The 14,527-nt window shown below is 62.6% G+C and carries 10 protein-coding genes; all 10 read left to right on the top strand.

What is annotated here, in order from left to right; translation table 11 throughout:
* The first annotated feature begins 48 nt into the window (after positions 1-48).
* A complete protein-coding gene (locus ACFWP0_RS06620) occupies positions 49-954 on the top strand; it encodes a LysR family transcriptional regulator (RefSeq protein WP_377840630.1) in 906 nt (301 codons plus the stop codon).
* Between the two features lie 416 nt (positions 955-1,370).
* The gene (locus ACFWP0_RS06615) at positions 1,371-4,229 is read left to right on the top strand and encodes a toxin VasX (protein WP_377840628.1); all 2,859 of its coding nucleotides are present in this window, start codon (positions 1,371-1,373) and stop codon (positions 4,227-4,229) included.
* Positions 4,229-5,200: a hypothetical protein gene (locus ACFWP0_RS06610; RefSeq protein WP_377840627.1), complete on the top strand. Its 972-nt coding sequence runs from the start codon at positions 4,229-4,231 to the stop codon at positions 5,198-5,200. Before ACFWP0_RS06615 ends, ACFWP0_RS06610 begins: the two co-directional genes overlap by 1 nt.
* A 305-nt stretch (positions 5,201-5,505) precedes the next feature.
* Positions 5,506-6,477: a hypothetical protein gene (locus ACFWP0_RS06605; protein ID WP_377840625.1), complete on the top strand. Its 972-nt coding sequence runs from the start codon at positions 5,506-5,508 to the stop codon at positions 6,475-6,477.
* Positions 6,478-6,544: 67 nt separating this feature from the next.
* Positions 6,545-6,751, top strand: coding sequence for a hypothetical protein (locus ACFWP0_RS06600; protein WP_377840624.1), 207 nt, complete (start codon positions 6,545-6,547; stop codon positions 6,749-6,751).
* A 30-nt stretch (positions 6,752-6,781) separates the two neighbouring features.
* Positions 6,782-7,753 carry a hypothetical protein gene (locus ACFWP0_RS06595; protein ID WP_377840623.1) on the top strand — a complete coding sequence of 324 codons (972 nt, stop codon included), beginning with the start codon at positions 6,782-6,784 and terminating at the stop codon, positions 7,751-7,753.
* 274 nt (positions 7,754-8,027) lie between these two features.
* The gene (locus tag ACFWP0_RS06590; protein ID WP_377840622.1) at positions 8,028-8,738 is read left to right on the top strand and encodes a GntR family transcriptional regulator; all 711 of its coding nucleotides are present in this window, start codon (positions 8,028-8,030) and stop codon (positions 8,736-8,738) included.
* On the top strand, positions 8,738-11,356 hold the full coding sequence (gene acnD, locus ACFWP0_RS06585; protein WP_377841176.1) for a Fe/S-dependent 2-methylisocitrate dehydratase AcnD: 2,619 nt from the start codon (positions 8,738-8,740) through the stop codon (positions 11,354-11,356). Before ACFWP0_RS06590 ends, acnD begins: the two co-directional genes overlap by 1 nt.
* A 73-nt stretch (positions 11,357-11,429) precedes the next feature.
* Entirely contained in the window at positions 11,430-12,614 is a 1,185-nt protein-coding gene (gene prpF, locus ACFWP0_RS06580) for a 2-methylaconitate cis-trans isomerase PrpF (protein WP_377840620.1), read from the top strand.
* 97 nt (positions 12,615-12,711) lie between these two features.
* Entirely contained in the window at positions 12,712-14,016 is a 1,305-nt protein-coding gene (locus tag ACFWP0_RS06575) for an alpha/beta hydrolase (protein ID WP_377840619.1), read from the top strand.
* The last annotated feature ends 511 nt before the right edge of the window (positions 14,017-14,527 follow it).

The following is a 14,527-nucleotide window of genomic DNA, read 5'->3' as shown; positions in this document are numbered from 1 at the left end:
TGGCTATCGTATATTCATATATTCAGGTAGCTGGTATTTGATAAACACATGCCTAACGATGTCACCCTGCGGCAGTTGCGCTACTTCGCCGCCGCCGCCCGCACGGGCCGGTTTTCCATGGCGGCGGCCGACCAGCATGTCTCGCAATCCGCCGTCACCAATGCCGTGCTGGCGCTGGAGGCGCAATTGGGCGTGCGCCTGTTCGACCGCCATCCGCACGGCGTCACGCTGACGCCCGAAGGGCACAACTTTCACCAGCGCGCCCGCGACGTGCTGGACTCCCTGGACGACGCGCTGCGCGAGCCGGGCTTTCAGCGCTATGCGCTGCGCGGCTCGGTGCGGATCGCGGCGTCCTACACCGTGCTGGGCTACTTCCTGCCCGACCTGCTGGCGCGCTTTCGCCGCCGCTACCCCGACGTGGTGCTCGATCTGGTCGACCTGGACCGGCCCGAGATCGAACACGCGGTGGCCAGCGGCGACGTCGAGCTGGGCGTGGCGCTGCTGTCCAACGTGGAAAAGCGCGAGCGCTTCGGGCACCAGGTGCTGGTCCGGTCCCGCCGCCAGCTCTGGACGGCCTCAGGCCACCCGCTGCTGCAGGCCGCGGCGCCGTCGCTCGCCGACATCGCCGGGTATCCCTACATCTTGCTGGAAGTAGACGAGGGCGAACGGTCCACGCTGAACTACTGGCGCGCCCACGGCCTGCAGCCCGACATCGCGTTCCGCACCCGCTCGATGGAAGCGCTGCGCGGACTGGTGGCGCACGGATTCGGGATCACGATGCTATCGGACATGGTCTACCGGCCCTGGTCGCTGGAAGGCCGCAAGATCGAAGCGGTGCCCGTCATCGACGCCGTGCCGCCGATGGAGGCGGGCCTGCTCTGGCATCCGCGCGCAAGTCTGGCCAAGCCCGCCGACGCGTTCCGGCAGTTCATGACGTATGCGTGCGGGGTTTGATGCTGGCAGCCCGCGACGCCTGCGCCGAGTCCTTGCCGCATGCGATCCTTCGCTCAACATTCCGTCTATCTATGACGATATTCATCAGAAGAATTACCAAGAATATCGAATGCTAAATAGACTACACAGCGAATGTTTTTCCCCCTGCTTCTCGCAGGATTAAGTAGATCGCGCTTCGGCCGAAGTCGACGTCGCGCGATCCATCGTGCTCCGTTCTGGCGCCGCGGGCGTGTGCCGAATCGCATTTTGAAATTGCCTCGTCAAACTGCATTTCGAACCGAATTTTCGAACAAGTCTTAAACCCGTGGCGTTGGCGTTGGCAGATACTCATGGCCCATAAACGTCATGGGCGACTTGCAATCCCCTGCCCGGCGTCGCCTGCAACGCGTGCATGTCTTGACGAAAGGAGCCGCGGCATGACCGTCATCGCCAAAACACCACGGGAACTGAGCGCCTGCACGCCGAGCGGCTCCGCCCAATCACCGCACAATTGCAGCAAGGTCATTCCCTTCTTTCCGCTGCGCTACGCGGTCGCGCCCGCCGAGAAGGGGGGATTCGCATACCGCCATCCCAACCTGGAACGCGGATTTCCCGCACTGGGCAGTACCGAGTACGTGTTGCGCCCCCTGCGCGACGACGATGGATTCCTGTACATCCATGACCCGGACAACCGGGAGCAGATCCTGTGCTTCGTCTATCGCAGCCCGGACGGCGACACCAACGGCGGCCAGCGCCGGCCCGCGCAGTTCCAGCGGCTTCAACTCGACAATGAATTCCGCCCTACGGCATTGGTCGGCGAGCTGCTGGCCTTTCCCTACATTCCAGCCTACGACCACGATCCAAGATCGGTCGCGATCTGGTTTGCCGATACCTTGCTCAGTCCGGCGAAGCTCGCGGCCTTTCAGGGCAATACGAATGGCGTGCGCAGCGCCCTGGGCACGGAGGTGAACCTCGTACCCTGGCTGGCCGCGTTCAAGGATGACCCTAGCCCGGCAGCCAGTCCGCCGGTCAAGCACACGCTGCGCGTGGAAGATGTCGCGGATCAGCAGCCTGTAGGACTCGACGGCAAGCCAGTCGTTTGGTCTGAGTACCCGAACAGTGGCCGTCTACCGACGCTAGCCGACCTGAGCATGGCTCAGGGGCCGGGCAGCGCCAGGCTGGCGGTTGTGCTGCACGATCCGGTGGGCCTGCTGAGCGAACTGAACACCATGGTTGCCTCGGCCGTCACTGACTGGACCGACTACAACGCGCAATCCCACCGTGCGCTATGGGTTTCAAAAGTGGCCGATTCGCTGCTCGATCCGCTCTATTACAAGGCGTACAAGAACAGCTATGGGAACGACACTATCGTCTGGGGCACGCGTGGCACATCCGCTACCGGCGAGGCGCTGCTGCGAGCTCAAAGGGAAGCCGATCGAGCTGGCAATGCGGCACGCGACAAACGCCGGAGATTCCTGGACGATAAGGCGCGGCAGGAGTACCTGGAGAATGACAGTGCGGCGCGAGACCGCCTGCTAAAGACAATCAGCCAAAAGACCGAACCGCTTTGGCTTTGGTGGACCTATTCGGGCGCAGGAGCCTGGAGGCCTGCCCTGGACTTGTACGACGCCAACGACAATTTTGGTTTTTGCGCAATGCGGGGCGCGATTGCACGCTGCGTCCTGGCGCTTGCTTACCATGAGAAAGGTAGCGAGGTCCTGGCCGGACAACTGCTGGCGCATGGTCCCACGGGCGTCTTCCACTACGCGATGCTCGCGAACCCGGTGGTCGTTAACTATGTTGATGCGCCTACTCCTGTTAAATCGGACGGCGGCAACTACGATGATGCCGTCCTGAAAACGACATCGATGAGCGGGGACCAACTGGCTAGCGCAGCCATGGGCCGGTTGGATGCGCTCCTGAAGTCGGTGCCGCCCGACACCGCCTCGCAGCAGATCAGCCAAGTCGCGATGGGGCTGCTGGCCAAGAAGGGGTTGGCGGCACCAGAGAAATTCCCTGGCTCGCGTTACCAACGCATCATCGAGGTGCTTGATGGGAGCCTGGGAAAGAGTAGCGTCCCAGTGATGTTGGACGAGGTGCCCGGAAAGCTGCGGGACAGCCTGCGCATCAAGGGCACGATGCCGTTTCGGCGGACCAAGCTCGGCGTGGCGGTAGAGGAAACCATGCCCTTTTTTGAGGCGGAGGCAGCCCGACTGAAGGACGTGGAACGGGCGGAATACGTCCGGGGTTTAGCGAAGCGGCTGTCTCTTTGGCACGGGCTAAAAATGGGCGCCAGTACGCTGGGCATATGGGGCAGCATGGTCAACCTGTCCAACGCCGTCAAGAGATTGGGGCAGCATGATGGGAATATCGTGGCCAAGCTGTTGGATGTCGGCAGTAACGCGGCAGGGACCGTCGCCAGTGGGTATGGCATGCAAAGTGCAATGCAGTATGTAGCCAGGCAACGGGCGATTCTTGCAGGCGACAACCTTGCCGCCAACGCTGCCAAGCGTGTCATGGAGCAGGCGGATAGAAGCATGATTGGGGCTATGGCGGTGTCGGCATTGGCCGGTGCCTTCAAGGCTGGTGTAGACCAATACGATGCACGCGGCAGTGTGCGCGCGTATATCATCATTGACGGCCTCATGCAGTTCAGCGAAGCGGCAGTTGCCGCCGCATATCTGTTCGGAAATCAATTTGGCGGGAAATATGGGACTGCGGCGCTGGCGAATTTCGCCAAACTCGAAGCCGGCCCAGTGGGGTTGGGGCTGATAGCCTTCGACATCCTGCGTACGCTTTGGGCTGGCTATGTGGAAGAGCAAAAATCCGAGCAAAAAATCACCGATTGGCTGGCCCATTGCCTATGGGGCAAGCAGCCGCGATGGGAGTCGACAGGCGAGGAGCGCCTGGAGTTCATGCGCTTGTACCAGGAGCCTCGCATCGAAACGGATATGCACTTCTACGAAAAACTGGGCAAGGCCGCCATTCCTGTTATTGGTCCCGTGCTGGTCAATCTCATGCCAGCCCGCACCATAACGGTGACGCTGCCCGGCTGGCAACCGCAAGCCAGCGCGTATGCGCTCACCCAATACAAGAACTTCAACGGCCAGGGCAAGGAGCAAGCCTTCGGTGATCCTGATAAGGAGTACGAATTCGGCGATCCGGATAAGGTCAAGCTGGTGAACGGCGTAGGCTACATCACGTTCGAAACGACAACACAGATCGGCGATACCGTGATGACCTATTGGCCCAACGCTTTCAGTGACCCGGAAATTTCCTTCAAGGTGGCAAATTGATGACCAGCAAACAAAAGCCCACCATTAGTTTCGAGGAAGGAATCGAACGCTGGAAGAAGCGCGGCGACACCGCGCCGATGGAGCCCGTCGATCTGGCGATGTGGCCGGGGGACGCGAGATTCGAAAATGACATCAGCGATCGTAGCTTGTTCAACGAGCGATTTATCGAAAGCCGCATTGGGGAAAATGAGCTCCTTGACAATACCTACATGCTCTCGATGTTGCACACTTTTACTCTGGTGGTTGTAATCGCCGCTTTCTGCTCGAACCCGTCGCTTTGGTACTTGGTCATACCGCATCTGCTATTTAGCTCGTTCTTCTTTCTGTCGATCGGGGCTTTTGCACGCCCGGGCGGACGCATCCGCTTTAATCGACAAGCGCAATTGGTGCAGACGGTGGACGGGAAGGGGAATGTGGTCGCCGTACCTTGGCGCACCGTACAACCCTTCTTCCGCCTCAAAATGCCAGGCCGCGTTGATCTGCAGTTAGCATTTCCTCCCCCGCTTGGTAATAAAGCCAAGATCTACGAGTACAAGGGAGTCTTGTGGTTGGACGGCGGTTTCGACTGCCTTGACGACAGCGACATCCCTTCGGCCGGATTACGCTTTGAGTTCATCCGCCGCTACATGGAAGAGGGCCTCGATGCGATTCAGCCTACGGCAGATCTGCCCACTTACAGCAAACCCTCTGGTCCCCCACGGATTCCAACCTTTTACTGGGTGGGCTTTGGCCCCTTGATCGACCGCTGGGCAGCGCACCAGGCGGCCAAATTTCGATGGCCCGATGAAGTGGAGAGGCTGTGTGCAGAAGGCGCGGACCTGTCCGGCCACGACACCACACCCGTGGCGTCAAACAAGCACATCTTCTACCGCTACGACCCACGCGGAGCGAGCTTCTACCTGTGCGATCGTAACGGCGTACGTTTGCCCACGCTGAAAAATTCCAACTTGCGTCCAGCGGCCAACGTTTGATGCCCTTTTTTGGTGAACGCACATTGACCCAGCAGGCAACCTTTGATCTGAAGACGAAAGCGCCATGATTGCCGGAAAAATAGGAATTGCCGGCGCAATGCCGGTATCGGAATTTCAGCGGCAGGCAGCAGCCCTTCGGCGATCCAGACAAGAAGCAGGACTTCAATGATCCTGACGAGGTCAAAGTGGTGAACGGCCGGAGCCACCTCGCTTTCAAGTCGGCCGCAAATATCGTGCGATACCGTGATGACCTATTGGCCCAACGCTTTCAGTGATCCAGAGATTTCCTTCAAGGTGGCAAATTGATGACCAGTAAACAAAAGCCCACCATTAGTTTCGAGGAAGGAATCGAACGCTGGAAGAAGCGCGGCGACACTGCGCCGATGGAGCCCGTCGATCTGGCGATGTGGCCGGGGGACGCGAAATTCGAAAATGACGTCAGCGATCGTAGCTTGTTCAACGAGCGATTTATCGAAAGCCGCATTGGGGAAAACGAACTCCTTGATAACACCTACACGCTTTCCATGTGGCACACCATTTTTCTAATATGCATCGTGGCGGCTATCTGCGAGAACCCGTCGCTTTGGTACCTGGTCATACCGTACCTGCTGTTCAACTCTTTTTTCTTTCTGTCGATCGGGGCTTTTGCACGCCCGGGCGGACGCATCCGCTTTAATCGACAAGCGCAATTGGTGCAGACGGTGGACGGGAAGGGGAATGTGGCCGCCGTACCTTGGCGCACCGTACAACCCTTCTTCCGCCTCAAAATGCCAGGCCGCGTTGATCTGCAGTTAGCATTTCCTCCCCCGCTTGGTAATAAAGCCAAGATCTACGAGTACAAGGGAGTCTTGTGGTTGGACGGCGGTTTCGACTGCCTTGACGACAGCGACATCCCTTCGGCCGGATTACGCTTTGAGTTCATCCGCCGCTACATGGAAGAGGGCCTCGATGCGATTCAGCCTACGGCAGATCTGCCCACTTACAGCAAACCCTCTGGTCCCCCACGGATTCCAACCTTTTACTGGGTGGGCTTTGGCCCCTTGATAGATCGCTGGGCCGCCTACCACGCAGCCAAATTTCGATGGCCCGATGAAGTGGAGCGACTCTGCGCCGAAGACGCGGACCTGTCCGGCCACGACACCACACCCGTGGCGTCAAACACGCACATCTTCTACCGCTATGACCCACGCGGAGAGAGCTTCTACCTGTGCGATCGTAACGGCGTACGTTTGCCCCCGCTGAAAAATTCCAACTTGCGTCCAGCGGCCAACGTTTGATGCCCTTTTTGGTGAACGCACACCGACCCAGCAGGCGACCTTTGATCGGAAGACGAAAGCGCCATGATTGCCGGAAAAAGTGGAATTGCCGGCGCAATGGCGGTATCGGAATTTCAGCGGTAGGCAGCAGCCCTTCGGCGATCCGGACAAGAAGCAGGACTTCAATGATCCTGACGAGGTCAAAGTGGTGAACGGCGGAAGCTACCCCACTTTCAAGTCGGCCGCACAAATCGTGCGATACCGTGACGACCTATTGGCCCAACGCCTTCAGTGATCCAGAAACTTCCTTCAAGGTGAAAAACTAATGGGTAAGAAGAAAAAGACCTTGCCTAGTTTCGAAGATGGTATCGCGCGCTGGATGAAGCGCGGCGATCAAGCGCCAATGGAGCCAGTGGACCTGGCGATGTGGGCGGGAGACGTGAAATTCGAAAACGATATCAGCGATCGTACTTTGTTCAACGAGCGTTTTATCGAAAGCCGCCTAGGGAGCGGCAAGCTCATCGATGACGCCTATATGTTGTCTATGCTGCATACCTTCTTCTTAGTGGTTATGGTGGCCTATGTCTGCACCGACCCATCGCTTTGGTATTTAGTCATACCATACCTGTTGTTCAACTCGCTGTTCTTCCTCGCGCTCTGGGCTATTGCGCGTCCAGGAGGGCGTATCCGCTTTAATCGACAGGCACAGCTAGTACAGACCATGGACGGAAGAGGCAATGTGGTCGCTGTGCCTTGGCGCACCGTACTCCCTTTTTTCCGCCTCAAAATGCCCGGCCGCGTCAATCTGCAATTGGCATTTCCCCCGCCGACCGGCGTGACGCATGAGGGCATCGTACTAAATGGTGTCCTGTGGCTCGACGGCGGTTTCGACGTCCTGGACGATAGTGACATTCCTTCTGCCGCGCTACGCTTTGAGTTTATCCGCCGCTACATGGAAGAAGGCCTCGATGCGATTCAGCCCTCGGCCAATCTCCCCTTCTATAGCAAACCATCCGGTCCTCCCCGGATTCCAACCTTTTACTGGGTAGGCTTTGGCCCCCTGATCGATCGCTGGGCAGCGCATCAGGCAGCCAAATTCCGTTGGCCCGATGAAGTGGAACGACTGTGTGGCGAAAACCCGGACCTGTCCGGCCACGACACCACACCCGTGGCGTCAAACAAGCACATCTTCTACCGCTACGACCCACGCGGAGCGAGCTTCTACCTATGCGATCGCAATGGGGTGCGTTTGCCTCCGCCAAGAAAATCCAACCTGCGTCCGGCAGCCATCGCGTGAGGCCTGCTCTTTGCTGCATGCATGGCGACCCCATATGTGGCCTTGAGCCTGACGATCGAAAACTCCTTCAGCGATCCGGCGGCAGTCGAACTCAATAGCCGCAACGGCTAACTGCGCTTGGAAGCGCACGACCTGCCCGGCAATACTGTGCCCCGCGCAAGCGCCCCCGGACGCTTGCGTCGCACCCCGCCCCGGGGTAAATTGTTGACAATCTGGCGCGCATACGCGCTTTATTCCGAATTTTTTCACAAAAACCGGATAGATTGTTGACACCATGAGCAAAGTGCTGACCCTGCCGGGCGCCCCGCCGGGCGATGGCGAGACGCTTTCGGACCACATTTTCCGCAAGATCCAGTCCGCCATCGTCAAGGGCGAGATCGCCCCGGGCAGCAAGATTTCCGAACCGGAACTGGCGCGCATCCATGGCGTCAGCCGGGGTCCGCTGCGCGAGGCCCTGCACCGGCTGGAAGGCCAGAAGCTGCTGGTGCGCGTGCCGCATGCCGGCGCCCGCGTGGTGTCCCTGACCCAGCAGGAACTGTCCGAACTCTACGAAATCCGCGAATCGCTGGAAGGCATGGCCTGCCGGTTGGCCGCCGAACGCATGCCGCCCTCGGAAATCGCCGAACTGCGCGGCGTGCTGGAAGCGCACGAACGCGACGAGGCCTTCCAGGCTGGCCTGGGCTACTACCAGCAGGAAGGCGACTACGATTTCCACTACCGCATCGTCAAGGGCAGCGGCAACCAGATGCTGTTCCGCATGCTCTGCGACGAGCTCTACCAGCTGGCGCGCATGTACCGCATCCAGTATTCGACGACGCCCAACCGCCCCCGCCAGGCCTACGCCGAACACCACCGCATTCTTGACGCCATCGCCGACGGCGACGGCGAGCTGGCCGAAATCCTGATGCGCCGCCACATCCGCGCATCCCGCATCAACATCGAACAACAGATCGCGCAGAGCAACCTGCAGCGCACGGAGGCATGATGAACCAGTCGTACCGCAAGACCCTGCCCGGCACCCGCCTGGACTATTTCGACGCCCGCGCGGCCGTGGAGGCCATCGCCCCCGGCGCCTATGACGGCCTGCCCTATACCTCGCGCGTATTGGCCGAGAACCTGGTCCGCCGCTGCGAACCGGCCATGCTGACCGACGCGCTCAAGCAGCTCATCGAGCGCCGCCGCGACCTGGACTTCCCGTGGTTTCCCGCGCGCGTGGTCTGCCACGACATCCTGGGCCAGACGGCGCTGGTGGACCTGGCCGGCCTGCGCGACGCCATCGCCGAGAAAGGCGGCGATCCGGCCAAGGTCAACCCCGTGGTGCCGGTGCAGCTGATCGTCGACCACTCGCTGGCCGTGGAATTCGACGGCAACGATCCCGACGCCTTCGCCAAGAACCGCGCCGTGGAAGACCGCCGCAACGAAGACCGCTTCCACTTCATCGACTGGACCAAGCAGGCCTTCGAGAACATCGAGGTCGTGCCCCCGGGCAACGGCATCATGCACCAGATCAACCTGGAGCGGATGTCCCCCGTGATCTACACGCAGGACGGCGTGGCCTTCCCGGACACGCTGGTGGGCACCGACAGCCACACCCCGCACGTGGACGCGCTGGGCGTGATCGCCATCGGCGTGGGCGGCCTGGAAGCCGAAAACGTCATGCTGGGCCGCGCGTCCTGGATGCGCCTGCCCGACATCGTCGGCGTCGAACTGACCGGGCGCGCCCAGCCCGGCATCACCGCGACCGACATCGTGCTGACCCTGACCGAATTCCTGCGCAAGGAAAAGGTGGTGGGCGCGTACCTGGAGTTTTACGGCGAAGGCGCCTCCAGCCTGACGCTGGGCGACCGCGCCACCATCTCGAACATGGCGCCCGAGTACGGCGCCACGGCCGCGATGTTCTCGATCGACCAGCAGACCATCGACTACCTGCGCCTGACCGGCCGCGAGGACGAGCAGATCGCGCTGGTGGAAACCTACGCCAAAACCGCGGGCCTGTGGTCCGACAGCCTGGCCACCGCCGAGTACGAGCGCGTGCTGCGCTTTGACCTGTCCACCGTCGTGCGCACGCTGGCCGGCCCGTCCAACCCGCACCGCCGCCTGCCGGTGGCGGACCTGGCCGAGCGCGGCATCTCGGGCGTGGTCGAGAACGAACCTGGCCTGATGCCCGACGGCGCCGTCATCATCGCCGCCATCACCAGCTGCACCAACACCAGCAATCCGCGCAACGTCATCGCGGCGGGCCTGCTGGCGCGCAACGCCAACCGCGCGGGTCTCGCGCGCAAGCCCTGGGTCAAGAGCTCGCTCGCGCCCGGCTCCAAGGCCGTGCAGCTGTACCTGGACGAAGCCGGCCTGACCCAAGACCTGGAAAAACTGGGCTTCGGCGTGGTGGCGTTTGCCTGTACCACGTGCAACGGCATGTCCGGCGCGCTCGACCCCGCGATCCAGCAAGAGATCATCGACCGCGACCTCTACGCCACCGCCGTGCTGTCCGGCAACCGCAACTTCGACGGCCGCATCCATCCCTACGCCAAGCAGGCCTTCCTGGCCTCGCCGCCGCTGGTCGTGGCCTACGCCATCGCCGGCACCATCCGCTTCGACATCGAGCGCGACGTGCTGGGCACTGCCGCCGACGGCCGCGAGATCCGCCTGAAGGACATCTGGCCGAGCGACGAAGAGATCGACGCCATGGTCAAGTCCTCGGTCAAGCCCGAGCAGTTCCGCAAGGTCTACGCCCCCATGTTCGGCATCAAGGACGACCGCAAGAATGCGGTGAGCCCGCTGTACGACTGGCGCGCGCAAAGCACCTACATCCGCCGCCCGCCGTACTGGGAAGGCGCGCTGGCCGGCGAGCGCAGCCTGCGCGGCATGCTGCCGCTGGCCGTGCTGGGCGACAACATCACGACAGACCACCTGTCGCCGTCCAACGCCATCCTGCTCGACAGCGCCGCCGGCGAATACCTGGACAAGATGGGCCTGCCGGAAGAGGACTTCAACTCCTACGCCACGCACCGCGGCGATCACCTGACCGCGCAGCGCGCCACCTTCGCCAACCCCAAGCTCTTCAATGAAATGGTGAAGAGCGACGACGGCGCGGTCAAGCAGGGCTCGCTGGCGCGCGTGGAGCCCGAGGGCCAGGTCATGCGCATGTGGGAAGCCATCGAGACCTACATGGAGCGCAAGCAGCCGCTGATTATCGTGGCGGGCGCGGACTATGGCCAGGGATCCTCGCGCGACTGGGCCGCCAAGGGCGTGCGCCTGGCCGGCGTGGAAGCCATCGTCGCCGAAGGCTTCGAGCGCATCCACCGCACCAACCTGATCGGCATGGGCGTGCTGCCGCTGGAGTTCAAGCCGGGCGTGAACCGCAAGACGCTGGGCCTGGACGGCACCGAAAGCTACGACGTGATCGGCGAACGCAAGCCGCGCGCCGACCTGACGCTGGTGATCCACCGCCGCGGCGGCCAGACCGTTGAAGTCCCCGTGACCTGCCGCCTGGACACCGCCGAAGAGGTCTCGATCTACGAGGCCGGCGGCGTGCTGCAGCGCTTTGCCCAGGACTTCCTGGAAGCCGAATCCGTATCGGGCGCCGGCAAGCTGGCCGGCTGATACGCCCCGCAACGCAAGACTGGCGGGCGCGCCTGCGCCCGCCGCCCCTCTCCCGAGACATCAGGACTGCCCCATGGCCCATGCTCCCCAGACCAAGATTGCCGCCACCTACATGCGCGGCGGCACCAGCAAAGGCGTGTTCTTCAAGCTGGACGACCTGCCCGAATCCGCGCGCGCGCCAGGCGCCGCGCGCGACGCGCTGCTGATGCGCGTGATCGGCAGCCCCGACCCCTACGGCAAACAGATCGACGGCATGGGCGCCGCCACGTCCAGCACCAGCAAGACAGTCATCGTCGGCAAGAGCGCGCGCCCGGACCATGACGTGGACTACCTGTTCGGCCAGGTCTCCATCGACCAGCCTTTCGTGGACTGGAGCGGCAACTGCGGCAACCTGTCGGCCGCGGTGGGCCCGTTCGCCATCGCCAACGGCCTGGTCGACGCGGGCCGCATTCCGCAAGACGGCATCGCCATCGTGCGGATCTGGCAGGCGAACATCAAGAAGACCATCATCGCGCATGTGCCCATCACCGGCGGCGCGGTGCAGGAGACCGGCGACTTCGAACTGGACGGCGTGACGTTCCCCGCCGCCGAGCTGCGCCTGGAATTCATGGACCCGGCCGAGGAAGGCGATGGCGGCTCCATGTTCCCCACCGGCAACCTGGTGGACGACCTGGAGGTCCCGGGCGTGGGCACGTTCAAGGCCACCATGATCAACTCCGGCATCCCCACCATCTTCCTGGAAGCGTCGGCCCTGGGCTATACCGGCGCGGAATTGCAGGACGACATCAACGGCGACGCCGCCGCGCTGGCGCGCTTCGAGACCATCCGCGCCCACGGCGCGCTGCGCATGGGACTGATCAAGAACATCGAAGAGGCCGCCGGCCGCCAGCACACGCCCAAGGTCGCGTTCGTCGCCCCTCCGAAGGAATACGTGTCGTCCAGCGGCAAGCAGATCGGCACGGGCGACATCGACGTGCTGGTGCGCGCCCTGTCCATGGGCAAGCTGCATCACGCCATGATGGGCACGGCGTCGGTGGCCATCGCCACCGCGGCGGCGGTGCCCGGCACGCTGGTCAACCTGGCCGCCGGCGGCGTCGAGCGCGACAACGTGTGCTTCGGCCATCCCTCGGGCACCTTGCGCGTGGGCGCGCAGGCCCAGCTCGTGGACGGCGAATGGAAGGTCACCAAGGCCATCATGAGCCGCAGCGCGCGGGTGCTGATGGAAGGCCGCGTTCACGTGCCGCGCGCCGGCTTCTGAGCCGCTGAAGCGGCCCGCTTGCGGGCCGCTTCATTTGCCGCTTGATTGTGACGGGAGCCACGGCGACAATTCCCTGAACACGAACCCGGCCCACCGCATGAATGCCTTCAATGCCCGCGCGCCCGCGTTGTCCGCCTGCATGAGCCGCATTGCGCGCACCGCAATGCTGTCTGCGGGCCTTGCGTTGCTGGCTGCCTGCTCTTCGCCCGTGCAACTGATGCCCACGCCGCTGAAGTTCACCAAGGCCGACGTCGATCCCTTCGAGCACAAGGAAGCCAAGGGCGACAGCACCTCGATACCGCTCTTGTACGCCACGAACCGCGCGGTGTTTCTCGAATCGCGCCAGCCGTTCTACTCCATATTCCGAAGCGATACCCTGCGCTTCGGCGTGGCGCAGGTGCAGGTCGGCGACGGCACGCTGGACTGGGAACAGCTGCGCCAGCTCTCCACCTCCGCAAGCGAACGAGGCCGCCCGGTGCTCAGCCTGGAACGCATGGATGAGCTGGTTGCGCTTACGCCGCAAAGCGAGGTCGCGTCTTCGCCGGAAGCCCAGGCGTACTTCGCCGCCATCAACAACGCCCTGGCGCTCAGCCGGCACCGCGACCTGATCATCTACGTGCATGGCTTTAACAATGCGGTATGGCGCGGCACGGCGCAGGCCGCGCAATTCCATCACTTCACGGGCCGCCAGGCTGTCGTCCTGGCCTTCCTGTGGCCTTCGGCCGGCAGCCTGCTTGCCTACGCGACCGACGTGCGCACCGCAAGGGCTTCCGTTCCGGCCTTTGCCCGCCTGATAGAGCTGCTCTCCCAGAACACGAACGCCGAGCATATCAACGTGCTCGCCTTCAGCGCCGGCGCCCGGATTGCAAGCGAGGGCCTTGCTTCCCTTGCGCAACCCAAAGAGGGCGAGACGCGCGAGGCGCTGCGCGCGCGCCTGCGCCTGGGACAAATCTATTTCGCGGCGCCGGACGAAGACACCTACCGCTTCGTGACCGATCTGCGCCAGTACATCGACCTGACGCAGCGGGTGAGCCTGGGCGCCAACCTGGGGGACCGCGCCTTGCGATTCGCGGCGCGCCATCAGCGCGCGTCCAGGGCCGGGCGGCCCAACGCCGACGACCTGACCGAGGAACAGGTGGCCTTCGTGAACGCCGCTTCCCAGCGCTTGAACTTCGACATGATCCGGGTGGACCCCAACATGATTCCCGGCCTGGGCCGCCGCGCGCACAGTTTCTGGTACAGCAACTCGTGGGTCAGCAGCGATGTGCTGATGCAGTTTCTTTGGCATAAATCGCCGGCGGAACGCGGCTTGCAGGAAGGCTTCACGCCAGCGGGAATGCGCTTCTGGAGCTTCCCGGCCGACTACGAGCAGCGCGTGCGGGAACTCATGCTTGCGCGCTGATTCTCCAGCCGCGAATCACGGCCGCTTGTAACCGCCCCCACGCCAGCGCGGGTGGACGCTCGCTGCGTATGGCCCTATACTTGCCGACTGTTGTCATTCATTAACCGGACCCGCTCGGCGCCATATCGTCGAGGGTGACCCGTCACAAGGCCGCGCACAGCGGCCCGGCGCTCGCGCCGAAACACCAAAACCCAGCCTTATGGCTGCGGAACAAATTTTCCTGCTTACCCAGCAGGGCCATTGCTCACCGCATTGGGCCGCGTCCCAGCCACGACCACCCAGCGCAATGCGGCTGCAGATGACACCGAACAGGTGTGTCTTGTCTCTGTCCGACTCCGGCTTTGCTTGTCTCTGCCCGGCCGGGCAGGCGTGCGATCGTCCATAGCAAACAACGGTCAACTGGTGTTTCGCGCGGCGCCCTGGGAAGGCATGCCGCCCATCGCATTTCGCGGAAATGGCGTTCACGCAGCCATGGCCTCTCGGGCCATGACATCGCTGTCGAGGAGTAAGG

The sequence above is a fragment of the Achromobacter sp. NPDC058515 genome (genome assembly GCF_042721735.1).
Classification (GTDB): domain Bacteria; phylum Pseudomonadota; class Gammaproteobacteria; order Burkholderiales; family Burkholderiaceae_B; genus Achromobacter.
The sequence above is the reverse complement of the archived record's forward strand: the minus strand, read 5'-3'. Positions and strand labels throughout refer to the sequence as shown.